This is a genomic window from Bradyrhizobium sp. CB2312, assembly GCF_029714425.1.
Taxonomy (GTDB): Bacteria; Pseudomonadota; Alphaproteobacteria; order Rhizobiales; family Xanthobacteraceae; genus Bradyrhizobium.
In genome coordinates, this window is the sequence record NZ_CP121668.1 from 9,644,069 (window position 1) to 9,663,528 (window position 19,460).

The following is a 19,460-nucleotide window of genomic DNA, read 5'->3' on the forward strand; positions in this document are numbered from 1 at the left end:
CCGGGCCGGCTGCGGCGGAACATTGCCGATCATTCTGCTCGCGACATCAGGCCCTCCCGGCAGATGCTTTGGGCCAGCGAACATGCTTCGGGAGCAGGGCAAATGGACACCTACGACACCGCCGACAGCGACGAGCACCCCATGCTGGGCCGGCTGATCAAGCTCGGATTGTTTCTCCTCGTGCAGGGCATCGCGGTGATGCTGGTCGCCTTCGTGGCCCTGCTGGTGAGTTTTGAGCCCGGATGGTCGGCGACGACAGAGCAGGCGAGCCTGCTCCAGCCTGGCGATGCCAAATCCGGAACGCTCCTGCTGAAGGAGGATGGCGCCTATACCGAAGCGATCCGCCTCGGCACCGATGTCGACATCACGGTGTCAGGTCCGACGCTGCGCGCCCGCGTCACCCAGATCTTCCGCAACCCGACCAAGGACTGGGTCGAGGCGACCTATGTCTATCCGCTCGCGACCGGCGGCGGCGTCGATACGCTGAAGATGGTGGTCGGCGACCGCGTCATCGTCGGCGACATCAAGGAGCGGCAGCAGGCGCGCGTGATCTACGAGCAGGCGCGCCGCGCCGGCCAGAAGGCCGCGCTCACCGAGCAGGAGCGGCCGAACATCTTCACCAACTCGGTCGCCAATATCGGCCCCGGCGAAACCGTGCTGGTGCAGATCGAATATCAGGAGCCGGTACACCAATCCGGCAACGAATATTCACTACGGCTGCCGCTGGTGGTCGCGCCGCGTTACAATCCGGCGCCGATCGTGCAGAGCGTCGACTTCCGACAGGACGGCTCCGGCTGGGGCGCGACCAGTTCGGACCCGGTGCCGGACCGCGACCGGATTTCACCGCCGGTGCTGAATCCTGCGAACAACGCGCCGGTCAACCCGACCAGCATCACGGTGCGCCTCAAGGCCGGCTTTGCGCTCGGCGAGGTCAGGAGTCACCACCACAACGTCAAGCTTGAGAGCCCGGATACCACGACGCGTGTCGTCACGCTCGCTGATGGCGCTGTACCCGCCGACCGCGATTTCGAGCTGACCTGGAAGCCGGCCGCGGAGAAGGCGCCCTCAGTCGGCCTGTTCCGCGAACGTGTCGGCGATGCCGATTATCTGCTCGCCTTCGTCACCCCACCCAGCGCCGAGCAGGCAACGCAGAAACCGCTGCCGCGCGAAGTGGTGTTCGTGATCGACAATTCCGGTTCGATGGGCGGCACCTCCATCGTCCAGGCCAAGGCGAGCCTGCTCTACGCGCTCGGCCGCCTCCAGCCGAACGACCGCTTCAACATCATCCGTTTCGACGACACCATGGACGTGCTGTTTCCCGCCTCCGTACCGGCGGACACCGCCCATCTCAGTGAGGCCAATGCGTTCGTCAGCGCCTTGCAGGCGCGCGGCGGCACCGAGATGGTGCCGGCGATGCGCGCCGCGCTGACCGACAAGCTCGGCGACACCAACATGGTTCGCCAGGTCGTGTTCCTGACCGACGGCGCGATCGGCAACGAGCAGCAATTGTTCGAGACCATCACGGCGATGCGCGGCCGCTCGCGCGTGTTCATGGTCGGCATCGGGTCCGCGCCCAACACCTATCTGATGACGCGCGCCGCCGAGGTCGGCCGCGGCGCCTTCACCCATATCGGCTCTGTCGAGCAGGTCGAGGAGCGGATGCGCGGCCTGTTCGCCAAGCTGGAGAATCCGGCCGTGACCGGTCTCAGCGCAAAATTCTCCCAAGCCAAGGCTGATGTCACGCCGGCGATCATTCCCGACGTCTATCGCGACGAGCCGCTGGTGCTGGCAGCAAGGCTCGACAAGCTCGCAGGCTCGATCGAGATCAAGGGCCGTGTCGGCGACCGGCCGTGGTCGGTGACGCTGCCGCTGCAGAACGCCGCCGAAGGCAAGGGCCTGTCGAAACTCTGGGCGAAGCGTAAGATCGGCGATGCCGAAGTCGCGCGCACCCTGCGCGAGATGACGCCCGAAGATTCCGACAAGGCGATCCTGGCGCTGGCGCTCGATCACCAGATCGTCACGCGCCTGACCAGTCTCGTCGCCGTCGACAAGACGCCGAGCCGTCCCGAAGGCGAGCCGCTCAAGCTCAGCGAGTTGCCGATCAACCTGCCTGCGGGGTGGGATTTCGAGAAGGTCTTTGGCGAGCGGCCGCATCTGACGCCGACGCAGCTGCGCGAGCGCCATGCAGATGCGCGCGACCAGCCTTCGGCAAGGCGGCCGACCCCCGCAGCGCCCGATGCGATCCGTCTTCCCAAGACTGCAACTTCGGCCGAGCTGAAGATGATCGCAGGCATCATCCTGATCATGCTCGCCCTGATCCTGTTCGTGTTCAACCGGCGTCGGCCCTTGCTCACCGACGCTGCTTGAGAGAGGAGCCCCCGACTCCTCTGTTAGCGCGCGCGGTCGCCCGTCCCGTAATCAACGGCCGCGCGCGCCTTTTTCTCTTGCTGTCATTGCGAGCGGAGCGAAGCAATCCAGAGTCTTTCCGCAGGGGCAGTCTGGATTGCTTCGCTCCGCTCGCAATGACGATGATGGTGGAACAATGCCCCGCCTCATCTCTCCTCTCGCTCTCGCGTTGGTCGGCCTCTTCCTGTTCGGCGACGGCGCCTACATCCATGCCAAAGCCTGGCTCGCGCAGGTGCTGCTGGAGCGCGCGTTCGACAGGAGCATTGCGACCGGCGCGGTGGTCAAGCCTTGGTCATGGGCCGACACCTGGCCGGTCGCGCGGATCGAGGTGAAACGAATCGGCGCCAGCGCGGTCGTGCTGGACGGTGTGAGCGGCCAGGCGCTCGCGTTCGGACCCGGTCACATCCGCCAAACGGCTGATGCGGGCGAACGCGGTATTGCCGTATATGCCGCCCATCGCGACACACATTTCCGCTTCTTGCGGAATGTTGCCATTGGAGACGTCATCGATGTCACACGCAGGGACGGCAAGCATTTCCGCTATCGCGCGGATTCCTTCGCCGTGGTTCGCTTCGATGAGTCTGGCATCGATCCCGCGACGCAGGATTTCGAGCTGGTGCTCGCGACCTGCTGGCCGTTCGACGCCGTCTCGTCTGGTCCTGAACGCTACGTTCTGCACGCCACCCTGATCGGAACTGATGAATAATAGCGGTTCGCAATCGGGGCCTCTGGCGGCGATTGATCGCACCTCATGGAATCGCTGAGCTCGTGTCATCGGCGGGAGACCTGTAGGAATGACCGATTGATTTTTTGACGCTGCAATTTCAGGACAAGCGATAATGGACGACCAGCTCGGGTCGGCCTCGATCCGACGCAGATGCAGATCCGGCGCGCCATCGCTCCCTATCTCGCCAAGCAATTGGCCCGTCACTACGCCTACAAGCTGAACCTGCTGCGCTACTGACGTCGCAGCACGTCGCAAGACCGTTCGCACTTTCGCCAAAACTCTGGTGATGCTAGCCTTGACGTGACGTCTCGCCATTCCGCCACGCGGGATGAAGCCGTCACGATGAGTCCCGCCAGACCTCGGCGCCCGAGTACGCGCCGCAACAAGAACAAGAGGTGAGCATGGAAGCTCAGGTGCCTGCTGCGTCGACGTCTCCCCGCCCATGGTCTCCGCCACCCGATGCAAGCGATGTCGCCAAGGGCATCCACGCCATGCTGCATCCGCACAACATCGTGCTGGTGGGGGCCACCGACAAGCCCGGCAATTACGCCGAGCGCATCTGGAACAATCTTGTCAAATACGGCTACGAGGGCGGGCTCTACCCGGTCAACGCCAAGCGCGAGACCATCTGGGGCGTGCCCTGCTACAAGGACTTTGCGAGCCTTCCCGAAAAGCCCGACCACGTGCTGGTGCTGGTGCCGGCGCGCTTTGCCGTGCAAGTGATCCGCGACGCGGCGGCGGCCGGCGCGCGTTCGGCCACTATCGTCACCTCGGGCTTCAGCGAGTTGCAGGATGCGGAGAGTCAGAAGCTCGCCGCCGAATTGCAGGCGGCGGTGCGCGAGACTGGCCTTGCCGTCACCGGGCCGAACTGCCTCGGCAATTTGAGCGCGGGCGAAAAGCTGTTCACCAATATCGACGATCGCATCGTCACCATGGAACAGGGCGCGGTGGCGATTGCCGGCCAATCCGGCGCCATCGTCATGGCGATCCGGCAGGCGCTGGAAGATCGCGGCGTCGGGGTCGGCTACATGGTGACGACCGGCAACGAGACCGGGCTCGAGACGCCGGACCTGATGCGCTATTTCGCCGAGGATCCGAGCATCCGCGTGATCGTCGTCTACCTCGAAGGCGTGCGCAACACCAAGGCGTTCCGCGACGCCTGCAAGGCGGCGCGTGCCGCCAGCAAGCCGGTGATCGCGCTCAAGCTCGGCTCTTCCGAAGGCGGCCGCGCGGCAGCGATGGCGCATACCGGCGCGCTCGCTGGCTCGATCGAGACCTTCGACGCCATCGCAACGCGCGAGGGCGTGATCCGGGTCGGCGGGCTCGACGAGCTGATCGAAACCACAGAATGCTTCGTCCACTCGGTCGTGCCCAAGGGCGACCGGCTCGCCGCCGTCACCTTATCGGGCGGCAAGCGCGGCATGCTGCTTGATGCCTTCTATGCCGAGGGCCTGAACTTTGCGCCGCTGAGCCCGCACGTCGGTTCCGAACTGGCAAGGATGCTCGGGCCGGGCTCGATCGTCGGCAACCCGCTCGACGCCGGCTTTGCCGCGGTGGTCGATCCCTCCGTCTACATGAAGTCGATCAAGCTGATGATCGACGATCCCCATATCGACATCGTCATCATCGATGCCGAGCTGCCCAAGGCACCACACGAGCAGCGCGAGCGTAATTTGCGCATCGTCAACGAGATGGCGAGCCGGGCTTCAAAGCCTGTGATCTACATCAGCGCGATGTCGATCGGCTTCACCGAATTCACCAAGAACTTGCGCAAATCGCTGCCGCATCTCGCGGTGATGCAGGGCATGGACCGCGCGGTGACCGCGATCAAATCGCTGCTCGCCTATGCCAGCTTACGGAAGGAAGTGCCCGACATCGTCTCCAGCTCCAACCCTGCCGCACGCGCGGTGCTGGAGAAGGCGCTGAAAGCGGCGAACGGTGCCGCGCTCGACGAGGTCGCCTCGAAAAAGCTGCTGAAGGCCTATGGCATTCCGATCTCCAGGGAGGCCATCGCGCAGACCGCGGCGGAGGCCGCGAAGATCGCCAAGCAAATCGGCTTCCCGGTCGTGGCGAAGGTCGTCAGCGCCGAGATCCTACACAAATCCGACATCGGCGGCGTGGTGCTGAACCTCAACAGCGCGGCGGAGGTCAAGAAGGCGTTCGCCGACATTACCGCGCGGGTGGCGAAGCTGAAGGGCAAGCCGAAGCTCGATGGCATTTTGATCGCGCAGCAGGTCAAGGCCGACCTGGAGCTCGTGGTCGGCGCCTCGCTCGATGCCGAGATGGGGCCTGTGGTGCTGTTCGGCACCGGCGGCATCGACATCGAGCTGATGAAGGACGTCGCACTCGCCGGCGCGCCGCTGGACGAGGCCGAGGCGCGACTCCTGATCGGCCGCACCAAGGCCGGCATCAAGATGCGCGGCTATCGCGGCAAGCCTGCCCTGCACGAGGTCTCCGCGGTGAAGGCGCTGGTCGGCCTGTCCAATCTGATCGCAGATGCCGGCGACCGGATCGCATCGATCGACATCAACCCGTTCCTGATCAATGCCAAGACGGGTGTGGCGGTCGATGCCCTGATCGTGCTGAACAATGCCGCGGCAAAACGCGCCGCGGGGCATTGATGCCATAGGGCGGATTAGTCGTTAACCCGCCCCGCGTATCATTGCGGCCTTCTTCCAACCTCCTCGTTTTGGCCGTAAAATCTCCCGCATGGCACGCGCGAGCAATCTCGTCATCGGAACCGCGACGTTGGCGGTGATCGCCGTGGTATTCGGCGGGCTGCTCGGCGTGCAGAAATGGCGCACGATCCAGAGCCGCAGCCAGCTGCGCGTGGTGTTCGAGGGCGGCTCCGCCAGCGGCCTGCGCCGCGGCGGCCCAGTGAATTTCGACGGCGTGCCCGCGGGCCAGATCCTCTCGATCAAGCTGGACAGTCCGCGCAGGATCGTGGCGCTGGTGATGCTCGACAACACCGCGCCGATCCGCAAGGACACCGTCGCCGGCATCGAGTTCCAAGGCCTCACCGGCGTTGCCGCGATCTCGCTGGTCGGAGGCGCGCCCTCCGCGCCGCCGGTGCCGCTGGACACGGACGGCATCCCCGTGCTGACCGCCGATCTCAGCGACGCCGAATCCATCGTCGAGACCCTGCACAGCGTCGACCGCACCATCGTGAGCAACGCCCCCGCGATCAAGGAGGGCCTGCGCACATTCGAGACCCACACCGCCGATCTCCGCAGCAAGGGCGGTGAGATCGATTCCGTGATGGCCAAGGTCGACAGCGCCTTTGCGGGATTCGACAAGGCCGTCACCAAGATCGAGGGCGTGGTACCCGGCTTCGTCGACGGCAAGGCCGACGAACTGTTCGAGAAGGTGCAGGGGCTGCGTGAGCTCGCCGACACCATGAGAAAGAAATCGGCTGTTTACATCGAGGACATCCGCCGCTCGCTGCTCGACGTCAGCGAGACCGCCAACAAGATGGCGGGCATCCCCGTCGCACCGCGGCCGCCGCGCAGGCCCGAGCAGCCAAAGCGGTGATGCGCTCTTACCCTCTCCTGGAGGGGGAGGGTCGATCGCGCGCAGCGCGAGCGGGGTGGGGTGATCTCTCAACTCGGGCAGTGCAATGGGGGATAGACTGTCACCCCACCTCGGTTCGCATTGCGCTTCGCTCCATGCGAACCGATCCTCCCCGTCCGGGGGAGGATGGCAATCCCGCCGTTGCCGATCGACCTCGCCTCACCACGCGTAGCGCACGAGGCCCTTGCCGGCGTAGGAACGGGTGACGTTCGAGAACTCGCCCTCGAAGGTCGCCGACGCGGACCAGCCGTTCATCCAGTTCATCTGCACCGCCGCCGTGGTCAGCGCGGAATCGCGCGCCTGCGCGGCGCCGTTCACGACGAAGGCGGAGCCCGGCAGCGTCTGGAACACCGCGCCGACGGTGCGATCCGGATTGTAGTCATGCGCCCAGGCGAGCCGGCCGCGCAGGGTCATCAGCCCGCCGGCCGCGGCGAACGACTGATCCGCGCGCAGGCCAAGCTCAGTGCGGGTGCTGGTCACATCCTTGGCGGCATAGTTGAGCGCGAAGGTGTTGTTGCCGACCACCGCGAACTCCGAATAGTTCGGAAGGCTGAACATGGTGGCCTGCAGCGCCGCATAGGGCGTGAGGCCGACCCACTGCATGGCATAGCGATAGCCGCCTTCGATGCGGCCCGAGAGGGCGTTGGCATTGAACTGCGCACGCAGCTGGTCGACGCCGGCAGCGGTGACGATGCGGTTGGTGGTGACGTCCTGCCAGCCATAGGCCAGCGCGGCCGTGACATAGGCCGGTCCCGCGGTGTGACGCACGAAGGCGCCGGCCTGGAACAGGTCGGAGCGGCCCCAGCCGAGCCCGTTGACACTGAATCCGGTACCACCGCCGGCAAGCGCAAAGCCGGCGATGGTCGCGGGCGAGAAGCGATAATCAAGACCGACCGCGGTGCCATAGATGCTGCTGGTGGTGTTGTTCGAGCCCAGCGCCACATGGCCGTCGGTGGTCTGCGAGCCGCCGTAGCCGGCCGCCCACACATCCCAGCGCTGCGCAAAGCTCGCAGCCGGCGCCTTGCGGTAGATCGAGGCAAAGGCGTCGCGCGCGTCCCTGCCACGCGCGGCGTAGGCACTCGCGTTCGTCTCCTCGGCCAGCGGCGTCGCACCGGGCGTGCCGCTGCGCCCCGAGCCGAACACATCGGTCAGCAGTCCGAGGAACTGGTTCATCGCGTTGAAGGTGGTCTGCTGCGATCCCGTGCCCGATTCACCGGAGGCCTGGGTGAGACCGGCCGGCGAGAGATTGGCAAGCGCGACCGGGAGGCTGCCGGTGCGATCGAAATAGCGCGTCAGCGCGTTGGCGACGTTCTGCTGGTTGATATTGAGGCCGGAGCCGTAGCTCAGCGACAGATCGAGGAAGACGTCGTGCGGATCATAGCTCAGCACCGCCTTCAGGTTCGGCGAGAGCCCGGCAACGACCGGATTGAACTTATCGGGGAGCGTCGTCGCAGTCAGGATCTTGTAGTGCTTCGCGATCGAGCCGGTCGGGACGACCACGACCGTTGCACCGCCAAGCGTCGCCATTCCCGTCACCGCCGCAAGGCCGTTGCTGGCGCCCGAGACCTGCACCAGGTAGCTCGACGCCGACGTGAATGTGAGGTCGCCGGACACGGTGAGCGTGCCGGTCGGATTGCCCGGCGCCAGTGTACCGCCATTGACGGTGGTCGTGCCGACCGCGCCGACGCCGCCGAAGGTACCACCGCTCGCGACGGTCACGGTGCCGTTGATGGCGCCGACGAGCAGAAGCGTACCGCCGAGCACGTTCCAGTCCTGATTGCCGGTGCCGGTCACGGTCCAGGTCGAGCTGTCGACCTTGTTGAAGGTCGCAAAGCCGGCGTACTGGAGACCGGTGCCGATGTCGCTGAGATTGAACGTATCCTTGCCGGTGCCGCCGAGCTGGAAGGCGCCGGTGCCAGAGCCAAGCACCTGGCCCTTGATGATGCTGCCCGGGCCGAGCGTCAGCGCGCTCGGGCCGCAGCTGCAGAACTCGATCGCCGCCAGACCGGTCGCGGCGTTGATGGTGCCCGAGTTGAACACGCTTCCGCCGCCGCTCAGGTTGATGCCGACACCGCCAGTCCCGACGGTGATGGTGCCGGTATTGACGACCTGGCTGGTCGGGCTGAACGAGTTCACGCTGATGCCGACGCCGCCGGCGCCGACGGTGATCGTGCCGCTCTGGCTGATGATGGCCCGATCACCCGCCACGGAAATGCCGGCCGATGCGGTATTCCCCGCCGTGATCGTACCGCCGTTGGTCACCTTGACATCATCGCCGAGCGCGGCGATGCCAACGCCGGCATTGCCGGCCGTGATTGAGCCAAAGTTGCTGACGGTCTGGACGTTGCCTTGCAGGAAGATGCCGGCGGCGAACTGCCCGACCGTGATCTTGCCGGTGGCGGTGTTGACGACCGTATTGTTGTTGCTGATCGCCAGAATGCCGCCGGAGAATCCGGCGGATGAGCCGACCGTGATCGTGCCGGCATTGGTGATGGTCCCGCCGCCAAACGCAAAAATGCCCCTTGCACTGTCGCCGCCCGTGATCGTGCCCGTCTCGGCGTTGGTGATCGTGTTGTTCTGGCCCGAGAAGATGCCCGCCCCCGACGCGCCGACAGACAGCGCTCCACTGTTGGTGACGGTGTTGCTGTCGCCGACCGAGATCGCGGCACCGTTGTCACCTGTCGTGATCGTTCCGGCATTAGCGACGACGTTGTGGTCGATCACCTGGATGCCGAGGCCGTTGTCCAGCACCGTGATGCGGCCGTTGTTGGTCACCGTGTTCGAATATCCGGCGCCGATGCCGGTCAGGCCCGAGCCAGCCGAGAGAATGCCGTTGTTGACGACCGTGCTGGTATTGTTGACGCCGATCGAGACCGTCCCGTTGTCGTTCACGGTCGCGCCGGAGAGCACGTTGACATTGAGGCTGTCGACCCCGACCCCGGCCTGAAAGCCATCCGCGTCCGTGCCGCTACATGTAACGGTCTGGCCGCTGATGGCCGGATCAGGCGCGCAGAGCGCGTTGGCCGGCGTCGTGCAAAGGCTGAGGCCGACGAAGACCGCCGATACGCTGAAAAGCGACGCAGCAACGGATCGGCGCAGTCGATTCTGCCGCCTCCAAAGCCCCTCGCCTTGCACGCCACACCCCCCGTTCGCAGCAATTCCGCCGGGAACTTAGGTCATGACGAGGCTCCATAACACTACGGCAGCCTCAAAATGCGTCCGTTTGCCCTACAGCCGGGGCAGAATCCGACCGCCTTGTTGCAACCGCGCCACGCTTTTGCCGCGCAGAATGATCAATCCGCGCATGTGCGGCGTGTGCAGTCCTGTCGCAGTGTTGACCGCCGTTCACATGAACCCCGATCGTCCAAGGCGATCGCTAGCGCACCTCACCCATACACGAACGCCTTGTCGTCCAGATCGGTCTTCGGGATCTCGTCCTTCTCGGTCCAGTAATCCTGGCTGTGCTGCCATTCCGGCTTGTCGCCGCGCTTCGGCAGCAGGTTCATGTTGCGCATGATGTATCCGGGGTTGAAGTTTTCCGGATCGATCCAAGGCAGGATCGGCATGTTGTGGTCCTCGGGGCGCAAGCTCACCTCGACCTTCTTCGTACCCTTCGCCTTCATGTGGCCGAGCAGCCGGCAGACGAAATCAGCGACGAGGTCGACGCGCAGCGTCCAGCTGGCGCGGAAATAGCCGAACACCCAGGCCATGTTCGGCACGCCCGTGAACATCATGCCGCGATAGGTGACGGTGTCGCCGAAGGCGAGCGGCTTGCCATCGATCTCGAAGGCGATGTCGCCGAGCGCCGAAAGGTTGAAGCCGGTCGCAGTAACGATGACGTCCGCTTCCAGCAGCTTGCCCGATTTCAGCTGGATCCCGTTCTCGACGAAGCACTCGATCTCGTCGGTGACGACGGAGGCCTTGCCGCTGGCGATGCCCTTGAACAGGTCGGCATCCGGCACGAAGGCGATGCGCTGCCGCCATGGCCGATAGTTCGGCGTGAAATGCGTCTCGACGTCGTAGTCCGCGCCGAGCACCGCGCTGATCTGGCCGATCAGCTCCTTCTTCACCTGCTCGGGCTTGGAGATGCAGAGCTTCGTGAACGCATCCTGCTCGAACAATATCTTGCGGCGGACGATCTCGTGAATCCAGGCCGCGTCGACCTGAAGCCGTCGCAGCTCCTCGGCGATCTCGATGGCGTTGCGGCCGAGCCGGAAATAGGTCGGCGAACGCTGCAGCATGGTGACATGCGCGCATGTGTCGGCGATGTTCGGCACCAGCGTCGCCGCGGTCGCGCCCGAGCCGATCACGACCACCCGCTTGCCCGCGAGATCGATATCGTCAGGCCAGGTCTGCGGATGGACGATGCGGCCCTTGAAACGATCCATGCCCTTCCATTCCGGTGTGTAGCCTTCGGAATGGCGATAATAACCCTGGCACATCCAGAGGAAATTCGCGGTGAAGGTCTTTGACTCCCCGGTGTCGGTGGTGACCGCCTCGATGGTCCAGAGATTCTGCTCGCTCGACCAGCTCGCCGAGTTGATCTTGTGCTTGTAGCGGATATGCCGGGCGATATCGTTGTCGTCGATCACCTCTTTCATGTAGGTGAGGATTTCTTCGGCGGTCGCGATCGGCGGGCCGACCCAAGGCTTGAAGCTGTAGCCGAAGGTGTGGAGGTCGCTGTCGGAGCGAATGCCGGGATAGCGATGCGTGCTCCAGGTGCCGCCGAACGTCGCCTGCGTTTCCAGGATGACGTAGCTCGTGCCCGGAAGCTGCTTGGTGAGATGGTAAGCGCTGCCGATGCCGGAGATGCCGGCGCCGACGATCAGCACGTCGAAATGTTGAGAGGCCTGCTTGGCCGTGGCGTGACTGCGAACAGCGACATTCATTGTTGCTTCTATGCCTTGCTTGTTTTTGTGGCCGCCCTTGATGGACGACGCGTTTCCTCCGCGACGGGCATGGTCGCCCACCGCGCTTCCGCATTAAAATGACATAGATCAATTCGCGATCAAACTACAACGCCGCGCCCCAGCTCCGCGCGGTCTGCAAGATCCAGTCGCGATAGAGCGTGAGCGGCGTGACGCCGGTCAAGCCGCCGCAGCCGGCGGCGCCATTCGGTCCTGTGGACCAGCTGATGAGACCGACAAGCACGGGACCGCTCGGCTTGTCCTCGAACACGGGCCCGCCGGAATCGCCGGTGCAGGCGCCGATTCCGTCGCGAACACCGTTGGTTACGGGATCGACCAGGCGAATCTGAAGCGTGCCGGGCTGACCTGTCGCGACGAGACCGGCAACGCGTGTGGTGCCGCCGCTCTTGCCGTCACCGCGCACCGTGACACCGATGCCGGCGATGACGAAGCGGCCGCCGACCTGGATTGGAATATTCGGCGCACCGACCACGACCGTCGATTTTCCCTTGAGTGGAATATCGAGTTGCAACAGCGCCACGTCGGCAGTGGCGCGGTGCGCCTGCATCGCCTGCATGTTGAAGCTCGGATGGATCGCGACGGTGCGCACGTTCAGCAATTGCGGTGCACCGTCGGTGCCGCGATCAACGATCTTGTAGTCCGCGCCCGGCTGCACGCAGTGCGCCACCGTCAGCACGATTTTCGGCGCGATCAGGCTGCCGGTGCAGAAATTGCCGCGCGAGCCCACTATGGTAATGACCGCGCGCGCAACGCCGTCGGCCTGCGGCGTGCCGCCGCCGACGATGGCGTGAGCGGGGGTGGCGAGCAGAGCGGCAATGATGAGGGCTGCAAGCTTCTTCATGGAACACGTATTGGAGCGGAGCCGATGCGGCGCGGATTGCTTCGGACTGGTCCTTGCCGATAGCGCATGCTAGCGCTCTTGGAAAGGAATTGACGAGGGCAGGACAGTGGCGATCGAGGCAGTGATCTTTGATTTTGGCGGCGTTTTGACCAGCTCGCCGTTCGAGGCGTTCACGCGGTTCGAGACCGAGCGCGGATTGCCTGCCGACATCATCCGCCGCACCAACGCTGCCAATCACCTCGAAAACGCCTGGGCCAGGTTCGAGCGGGCCGAGGTCGATATCGACACCTTCGATGCCTTGTTCGCGGAGGAGTCACGCGCACTCGGCGCGGAAGTGCGCGGCCGCGACGTGCTGCCGCTGCTCCAGGGCGATCTGCGCCCCGAGATGGTCGAGGCGCTCAAGCGTATCAAGGCGCAATTCAAGACCGGCTGCATCACCAACAATCTGCCGGCCAACGCGATCGGCAGCATGACCGGACGCTCGCTCTACATTGCCGAGGTGATGGTGCTGTTCGACCATGTGATCGAATCCGCCAAGATCGGCCTGCGCAAGCCCGACCCGCGCATCTACCAGCTGATGGTGGAGACGCTGAAGGTTGATCCGAAGACCTGCGTCTATCTCGACGACCTCGGCGTCAATCTGAAACCGGCGCGCGAGATGGGCATGACCACGATCAAGGTCGCCAATGGCGCGCAGGCGATCCGGGAGCTCGAGGCGGCGACAGGGTTAAAGCTGGCCTAGTTCACAAATGCCGTAGGGTGGGCAAAGCGCAGCGTGCCCACCACTAGCAGATGGTGGGCACGGCGCTTCGCGCCTTTGCCCACCCTACAGCACCTACTCCGCGGCAGCAGCGATCCGCTCCGGAAACGCAGCTGCCAGCGCGGCTCGATCCGGCTTCAACACGCCGCGCTCGGTGATCAGGCCCGTCACCAGCCGCGCGGGCGTCACGTCGAAGGCATAGTTCGCCACCGGTGAGCCCTCTGGCACGATGCGGACCGTCTCCAGTCTTCCATCCGCGGTGCGGCCGGTCATGTCGGTGACCTCGGTGCCGCTGCGCTGCTCGATCGGGATGTCGCGGATGCCGTCATCGACGGCGAAATCGATGGTTGGCGACGGCAGTGCGACGTAGAACGGCACGCCGTTGTCATGCGCGGCAAGCGCCTTCAGATAAGTGCCGATCTTGTTGCAGACATCGCCATTGGCGGCGACGCGGTCGGTGCCGACGATGGCGAGATCGACCATGCCGTGCTGCATCAGATGTCCGCCGGTGTTGTCGGGGATCACGGTGTGCGGCACGCCGTGATGGCCGAGCTCCCACGCTGTCAGCGAGGCGCCCTGATTACGCGGGCGCGTCTCGTCGACCCAGACATGGACCTTGATGCCACGCTCATGCGCGAGATAGATCGGCGCCGTCGCCGTGCCCCAATCGACGGTCGCGAGCCAGCCGGCATTGCAATGAGTGAGCACGTTGACCGTTTCGCCCGGCTTCTTCGCCGCGATCGCCTCGATCAGCTTCAGGCCGTTGCCGGCGATGCCGCGGTTGATCTCGACATCCTGCTCGACGATCTCGTCGGCGCGCGCATAGGCGGCTTCCGCCCGCTCAACCGGATCGATCGGTTCGAGCGTCGCGCGCATCTCGTCGAGCGCCCATTTCAGATTGATCGCGGTCGGCCGCGCCACGACGAGTGTGTCGTAGGCGCGCTTCAGGCCGGCATCGGAGGCGTCCTCGCGCATCGCAAGCGCCATGCCATAGGCCGCGGTGGCACCGATCAGCGGCGCGCCGCGCACCAGCATGTCGCCGATGGCGACGGCCGCGTCCTCGCACGACGTCAGCTTCGCAATGACGAACTCGTGCGGCAGCCGGCGCTGGTCGATCGCGCCGACCGACCAGCCGTCGCGCTCGCGCCAGATGCTGCGGAAATGCTTGCCGTCGACCTTCATGGCGTTCTGCCTTTTCGTTCTTCTTGCGTCTCAGCCGCGCAGGATGCGCCCGGCCACAGCGTCGAGCTTCTTCAGCAGCTCGGGATCGCGCGCCTCGGGCGCGGTGATCAGCGCGGTGTCGAGCGCGCGGTCCGAGCCGATCGGGCACGGCTCGTGCTCGCGCGGAAAATCCTTTGCCAGCCGCGCCACCAGCGCCTTGGCCTTGTCGGCGTTCGAGCTCAGCACGCGGATGATGTCCTGCACGGTGACGGCGTCGTGATCGGGATGCCAACAGTCGAAATCGGTCACCATCGCGACGGTGGCGTAGCAGATCTCGGCCTCGCGGGCGAGTTTTGCTTCGGGCATGTTGGTCATCCCGATCACGGAATAGCCCAGCGTCTTGTAGGTCATGCTCTCCGCATAGGTGGAGAATTGCGGGCCCTCCATGCAGACATAGGTGCCGCCGCGCGCGATCGCGATGCCCTCGGCTTCGGCCGCCGCCGCAAGATGGATGCGCAAGCGCGGCGAGACCGGATGCGCCATCGACACATGGGCGACGCAGCCCCGGCCGAAGAAAGAGCTCTCGCGCTTGTGGGTGCGGTCGACGAACTGATCGACGAGAACGAACGTGCCCGGCGGCAGTTCCTCTTTGAACGAGCCGCAGGCCGAGAGCGAGATCAGGTCGGAGACCCCGGCGCGCTTCAGCACGTCGATATTGGCGCGATAGTTGATGTCGGAGGGCGACAGCCGGTGGCCCTTATCGTGCCGCGGCAGGAACACGATGGGCAGGCCGGCGATGGAGCCACGCCGGAGCGGCGCCGACGGCTCGCCCCAGGGGCTCTTGATCACCTCTTCGTGTGCGCCTTCGAGGCCCGGCAGATCGTAGATGCCGGAGCCGCCGATGATGCCCAATACCGCTTGCGCCATGCCTGCTCCACCCTGTTCGCTACGTGCGACATGGTTAAGCTATGCCAGTTTTGCGGCGGTTTTGGAACGGGGATAGTCGGGGGATGGCGGCGCTGTGAGAAGCGGTGGTGCCGGCCTCACACTCAGCGTCGTCCCTGCCTAGTGCGCAATTGCGCACGGCGCAGGGACCCATACTGCGGCATCTATCGAGGTGGTCGGTCGCAGTCCTGAACGACCAGTCTTCGCCAAACGTCTCCCTGGGGTTATGGGTCCCTGCGTTCGCAGGGACGACGCCGGGGGGGGTTGCAGCCTAGTTAAGCCGCGGTCGCCAGCTTCAGCTGGGTCGCAACCATGCGCTCCAGCGTATCGACGGACTGGAAATTCTCCGGCGTGATCTCGGCTTGCGGAATGGTGAAGTCGAACTCGGCTTCGACGCCGAGCATCAGATTGACCATGTCCATCGAGGTCAGGCCGACGTCGACGAGCTTCGCCTGTGGCGTGACATCAGCGCTCAGCGAATTCTGCTCGAGGATGCCCTTCACCAGCTTGATGATGCGATTGCGCAAATCGGTATCGAAGGCCTGCATCGGTAAATTCCCATCTGTCATCAAAGGTCGGACCGGTCGCCGGCTACGATGGGCACGGCCAGCCGATCTCGCAATGGGCGTCACCCTTACTTCGCGTTTCTTAGTAAACGATGACTCAGATTGTCTGGAATTCGCCCTTCTTCCAGAACCCTAACGCGACCTTCGAATTTCCGGCGACGCAAACAACCCGACTTTAACTGTCCATTCGGAATTGGGCTTCGTTTACCCTCTATTTCATCGACGAATTTGAATTAAATCCCTAGCCTCTCCCACAAGCAAAGATGATCGGAGGATCGCGCCAAGCGGCATCGCGAATGATGCCGGCGATCCTGAACGACAAACCGGAGGCGGACGAGTATGAACGTGCGTGAAGCGGTCCTCACTGTCGACGAAACACAAATGAGTTTTCTCGAGCAGGGTCCTTCCCTGATCGAGCGCGCCGCCCGGACCGCCGCTGCGGCGGCCGCCGACGCAGACGGCGTCGACCGCGACGCCCGTTTTCCCCATAAGGCTTTCGACGTCGCGCGCGAGCAGAAACTGCTCGGCGTCATGATCCCGGTCGAGTTCGGCGGCTTCGGTGCCTCGATCCACGACGTCACCGACATCTGCTACACGCTCGGGCGCGCCTGCGCTTCGACCGCGATGATCTACGCGATGCACACGACAAAGGTCGCCTGCGTGACCAGGCATGGCCACGGTATTCCCTGGATGGAAACCATGATGCGGCGGGTCGCGCGCGACCAGTGGCTGCTCGCCTCCTCCACCACCGAAGGCCAGAACGGCGGCAACATCCGCGCCAGCGCGGCCGCGGTCGATCACGCCGGCGACACCATCTCGCTGGTGCGCGACGCCACCGTGATCTCCTACGGCGCCGAGGCCGACGGCCTCGTCACCATCGCCCGCCGCGCCACCAATGCCGCCGCTTCCGACCAGGTGCTGCTGGCGCTCGCCAAGGACGACTATTCGCTGAAGCAGACCCAGGGCTGGGAAACGCTCGGCATGCGCGGCACCTGCTCGACCGGATTCGAGCTGAAGGTCGACTGTCCCGCCGACCGCGTCTTCCCCGAGGCCTATGACAAGATCCATGCCCAGACCATGACGCCGTTCGCGCATCTGTGCTGGTCGTCGGCCTGGGCCGGCATTGCCGCCGCCGCCGTCACGCGCGCGCAGGCCTTCATTCGCAAGGCGGCCCGCTCGTCCGGCGGTCAGATGCCGCCGGCCGCCGCCCATTTCACCGCCGCAAAGATGTCGCTCGCAAAACTGCGCGCGCTGATCGCGGCAAATATCGAGGCCTTTGCCCGCGCCGAGCACGACGAGCGCGCGCTCGGCTCGCTCGACTTCCAGTCCTCGATCACGCTGCTCAAGGTGCAGGCCTCCGAGCTCGCGGTCGAGACCGTGATGCACGCGATGCGCACCGCCGGCCTTTCCGGCTACCGCAACGACGGCGAGTTCACCATGGGCCGTCACCTGCGCGACGTGCTGTCGTCGCCGATCATGATCAACAACGACCGCATTCTGGCCAACGCCGCGACCTCGACGTTGATGAGCGGCGTGCCGGCAAGCCTTCACGACTGAAACAACAAGAACAATTTTTCTGATAGCAGGACACCATTCCATGAACATTGCCGTCCTCCCCAACTCGCCCGAGACCGCGCCCGAGATCGCCGATCCGCTCGATCATCTCGCCGACAAGCTGTTCCACCGTATGGGCTCGGACGGCGTCTATGCCCGCACCGCGCTCTATGAGGGCGTCGTCGAGAAGCTCGCCGCGCTGATCACCCGGCATCGCGAGGCCGGCACCGAAGCGCTGCGCTTCCCGCCGGTGATGAGCCGGGCCCAGCTGGAGAAATCAGGCTATCTCAAGAGCTTTCCGAACCTGCTCGGCTGCGTCTGCGGCCTGCACGGCACCGAACGCGAGATCAATGCCGCGGTGAGCCGCTTCGATGCCGGCGGCGACTGGACCACCTCGCTCTCGCCCGCCGACCTCGTGCTCTCGCCCGCCGCCTGCTATCCGGTCTATCCGATCGCGGCGAGCCGCGGCCAGTTGCCTAAAGGCGGCCTGCGCTTCGACGTCGCCGCCGACTGCTTCCGCCGCGAGCCGTCAAAGCATCTCGACCGGCTGCAATCGTTCCGGATGCGCGAATATGTCTGCATCGGCACGCCCGATGACGTCGCCGATTTCCGCGAGCGCTGGATGGTGCGCGCGCAGAAGATCGCGACCGACCTCGGCCTGACCTTCCGCGTCGACTATGCCAGCGATCCGTTCTTCGGCCGCGTCGGCCAGATGAAGGCGGTGAGCCAGAAGCAGCAGCAGCTCAAGTTCGAGCTCTTGATCCCGCTGCGCTCGGAAGAGCAGCCGACCGCCTGCATGAGCTTCAACTATCACCGCGAACATTTCGGCACGACCTGGGGCATCCAGGACGCCAATGGCGAGCCCGCGCACACCGGCTGCGTCGCCTTCGGCATGGATCGCCTCGCCGTCGCCATGTTCCACACCCACGGCACCGACCTTTCCGCCTGGCCCGCCAAGGTGCGGGATCTCATGGGCATGCAGCCGCACGTCGCGACTGAAGCCCATGGCGAAGGCTGGCGCTAACTAAACTCACGAGGCCTCCCATTTCCACGGGCAAGACGAGCGTGATCCACACCAAGGTCCGATGCCGCGAGATCACCGAAGCCGACGTCGAGGCGGTCGCGGACCTGTTGACGCGCGGCTTCGTCGGCCGCTCGTACAATTACTGGATCCAGGGCCTGCGCCGTCAGGCCTTCCGGCCCGTGCCGGAGGGCTATCCGCGCTTCGGCTACATGCTCGACAATGACGGCACGCCGGTCGGCGTGCTGCTGCTGATCTACACGGCGCGGAAGGTCGGCGAGGAGACCGCCATCCAGTGCAATTTGTCGAGCTGGTATGTCGATCCGGCCTACCGCAACTATGCGCCGCTGCTGACCAAGATCGCGCAGCGGCACAAGGACGTCACCTATCTCAACATCTCACCGGCGCCGTGGACCTGGCCGATCATCGAGACCCAGGGCTTTCGCGCCTATTGCCGCGGCATCTTCTTCTCCGTGCCGGCGCTGTCGCGCGCCCCGCGCTGGAGCAAGATCGAGGTCATCCCGCAGCACGCCAAGACCATCGAGGGACTTTCCGCCGAGGAGACCGAGCTGTTGACGCGGCATGCGCGCTACAATTGCCTCAGCCTGGTCGTCCGAACACCAAAGGGAACGTTCCCGTTCATCCTGCAACCGGTGCGCATCCGCCGCGGCTTCATCGCGCCGCCCGCGATGAAGCTGATCTATTGCCGCAGCGCCGCCGAATACGCCGCCTGCGCCGGCCGCATCGGCCGGCTCTTGCTGCGGCTCGGCAAGATCTCGGTCGCGGTCGATTCCAACGGCCCGATTCCCGGCCTCGCCGGCCTTTATACCGAGCGGCGCGGCCGCAAATATTTCAAGGGCCCGCATCGCCCGCAACTCGGCGACCTCACGGATACGGAGCTCGTGCTGTACGGGCCGTAGGAATCGAGCCAAACATCCGCTGTCGTCCGTGCGAACGCAGAGACGACGATGGGATTTGTTG

Annotated in this window: 14 protein-coding genes and 1 pseudogene; 9 read left to right on the forward strand and 6 right to left on the reverse strand. The window is 64.9% G+C overall.

Features of this window, described 5'->3' with window-relative positions; genetic code table 11:
- The first annotated feature begins 102 nt into the window (after nt 1-102).
- From QA642_RS45870 to QA642_RS45885, 5 genes and pseudogenes are all read left to right on the forward strand, one after another.
- The gene (locus QA642_RS45870) at nt 103-2,367 is read left to right on the forward strand and encodes a marine proteobacterial sortase target protein (RefSeq protein WP_283082714.1); all 2,265 of its coding nucleotides are present in this window, start codon (nt 103-105) and stop codon (nt 2,365-2,367) included.
- Between the two features lie 175 nt (nt 2,368-2,542).
- Nucleotides 2,543-3,112, forward strand: a complete 570-nt coding sequence (locus QA642_RS45875; protein WP_283082715.1) for a class GN sortase — start codon at nt 2,543-2,545, stop codon at nt 3,110-3,112.
- Between the two features lie 150 nt (nt 3,113-3,262).
- Nucleotides 3,263-3,370: pseudogene (locus QA642_RS46690) on the forward strand (glycosyltransferase); the annotation flags it as partial.
- 164 nt (nt 3,371-3,534) lie between these two features.
- A complete protein-coding gene (locus tag QA642_RS45880) occupies nt 3,535-5,754 on the forward strand; it encodes an acetate--CoA ligase family protein (RefSeq protein WP_283082716.1) in 2,220 nt (739 codons plus the stop codon).
- Between the two features lie 88 nt (nt 5,755-5,842).
- Nucleotides 5,843-6,664, forward strand: a complete 822-nt coding sequence (locus QA642_RS45885) for an MlaD family protein (RefSeq protein WP_283082717.1) — start codon at nt 5,843-5,845, stop codon at nt 6,662-6,664.
- Between the two features lie 198 nt (nt 6,665-6,862).
- On the opposite strand, the gene QA642_RS45890 is transcribed toward QA642_RS45885, so the two are convergent.
- The 3 genes from QA642_RS45890 to QA642_RS45900 form a co-directional block, all read right to left on the reverse strand.
- Complete coding sequence (locus QA642_RS45890; RefSeq protein WP_283082718.1) at nt 6,863-9,838, reverse strand: autotransporter domain-containing protein; 2,976 nt, start codon at nt 9,836-9,838, stop codon at nt 6,863-6,865.
- Nucleotides 9,839-10,089: 251 nt separating this feature from the next.
- Complete coding sequence (locus QA642_RS45895) at nt 10,090-11,592, reverse strand: NAD(P)/FAD-dependent oxidoreductase (RefSeq protein ID WP_283082719.1); 1,503 nt, start codon at nt 11,590-11,592, stop codon at nt 10,090-10,092.
- Between the two features lie 124 nt (nt 11,593-11,716).
- Nucleotides 11,717-12,472 (reverse strand): trypsin-like serine protease, encoded by a 756-nt coding sequence (locus QA642_RS45900; RefSeq protein WP_283082720.1) that lies wholly within the window; start codon nt 12,470-12,472, stop codon nt 11,717-11,719.
- Nucleotides 12,473-12,578: 106 nt separating this feature from the next.
- Between QA642_RS45900 and QA642_RS45905 the strand changes: the two genes are divergently transcribed.
- Nucleotides 12,579-13,214, forward strand: a complete 636-nt coding sequence (locus QA642_RS45905) for an HAD-IA family hydrolase (protein WP_283082721.1) — start codon at nt 12,579-12,581, stop codon at nt 13,212-13,214.
- A 93-nt stretch (nt 13,215-13,307) separates the two neighbouring features.
- On the opposite strand, the gene mtnA is transcribed toward QA642_RS45905, so the two are convergent.
- From mtnA to QA642_RS45920, 3 genes are all read right to left on the reverse strand, one after another.
- The gene (gene mtnA / locus QA642_RS45910) at nt 13,308-14,414 is read right to left on the reverse strand and encodes an S-methyl-5-thioribose-1-phosphate isomerase (protein WP_283082722.1); all 1,107 of its coding nucleotides are present in this window, start codon (nt 14,412-14,414) and stop codon (nt 13,308-13,310) included.
- Nucleotides 14,415-14,444: 30 nt separating this feature from the next.
- Complete coding sequence (locus QA642_RS45915) at nt 14,445-15,320, reverse strand: S-methyl-5'-thioadenosine phosphorylase (protein ID WP_283082723.1); 876 nt, start codon at nt 15,318-15,320, stop codon at nt 14,445-14,447.
- A 293-nt stretch (nt 15,321-15,613) separates the two neighbouring features.
- Nucleotides 15,614-15,886, reverse strand: coding sequence for a phosphopantetheine-binding protein (locus QA642_RS45920; RefSeq protein WP_283082724.1), 273 nt, complete (start codon nt 15,884-15,886; stop codon nt 15,614-15,616).
- Nucleotides 15,887-16,243: 357 nt separating this feature from the next.
- On the opposite strand from QA642_RS45920, the gene QA642_RS45925 reads away from it, so the two are divergent.
- Genes QA642_RS45925 through QA642_RS45935 form a run of 3 tightly spaced genes read left to right on the forward strand, consistent with a single transcriptional unit; the run spans nt 16,244 to nt 19,399 of the window.
- On the forward strand, nt 16,244-17,461 hold the full coding sequence (locus tag QA642_RS45925; protein ID WP_283082725.1) for an acyl-CoA dehydrogenase family protein: 1,218 nt from the start codon (nt 16,244-16,246) through the stop codon (nt 17,459-17,461).
- Nucleotides 17,462-17,501: 40 nt separating this feature from the next.
- Complete coding sequence (locus QA642_RS45930) at nt 17,502-18,482, forward strand: amino acid--[acyl-carrier-protein] ligase (protein WP_283082726.1); 981 nt, start codon at nt 17,502-17,504, stop codon at nt 18,480-18,482.
- A 41-nt stretch (nt 18,483-18,523) separates the two neighbouring features.
- Nucleotides 18,524-19,399, forward strand: coding sequence for an acyl-CoA acyltransferase (locus tag QA642_RS45935; RefSeq protein ID WP_283082727.1), 876 nt, complete (start codon nt 18,524-18,526; stop codon nt 19,397-19,399).
- Nucleotides 19,400-19,460: the final 61 nt, after the last annotated feature.

What these genes read in the sequence shown, in the direction of transcription:
- QA642_RS45915 (WP_283082723.1), bottom strand. Translation starts at nt 15,320, where the DNA reads ATGGCGCAAGCGGTATTGGGCATCATCGGCGGCTCCGGCATCTACGAT.
- QA642_RS45880 (WP_283082716.1), top strand. Translation starts at nt 3,535, where the DNA reads ATGGAAGCTCAGGTGCCTGCTGCGTCGACGTCTCCCCGCCCATGGTCT.
- QA642_RS45875 (WP_283082715.1), top strand. Translation starts at nt 2,543, where the DNA reads ATGCCCCGCCTCATCTCTCCTCTCGCTCTCGCGTTGGTCGGCCTCTTC.
- QA642_RS45930 (WP_283082726.1), top strand. Translation starts at nt 17,502, where the DNA reads ATGAACATTGCCGTCCTCCCCAACTCGCCCGAGACCGCGCCCGAGATC.
- QA642_RS45920 (WP_283082724.1), bottom strand. Translation starts at nt 15,886, where the DNA reads ATGCAGGCCTTCGATACCGATTTGCGCAATCGCATCATCAAGCTGGTG.
- QA642_RS45895 (WP_283082719.1), bottom strand. Translation starts at nt 11,592, where the DNA reads ATGAATGTCGCTGTTCGCAGTCACGCCACGGCCAAGCAGGCCTCTCAA.
- QA642_RS45870 (WP_283082714.1), top strand. Translation starts at nt 103, where the DNA reads ATGGACACCTACGACACCGCCGACAGCGACGAGCACCCCATGCTGGGC.
- QA642_RS45925 (WP_283082725.1), top strand. Translation starts at nt 16,244, where the DNA reads ATGAACGTGCGTGAAGCGGTCCTCACTGTCGACGAAACACAAATGAGT.
- mtnA (WP_283082722.1), bottom strand. Translation starts at nt 14,414, where the DNA reads ATGAAGGTCGACGGCAAGCATTTCCGCAGCATCTGGCGCGAGCGCGAC.
- QA642_RS45885 (WP_283082717.1), top strand. Translation starts at nt 5,843, where the DNA reads ATGGCACGCGCGAGCAATCTCGTCATCGGAACCGCGACGTTGGCGGTG.
- QA642_RS45900 (WP_283082720.1), bottom strand. Translation starts at nt 12,472, where the DNA reads ATGAAGAAGCTTGCAGCCCTCATCATTGCCGCTCTGCTCGCCACCCCC.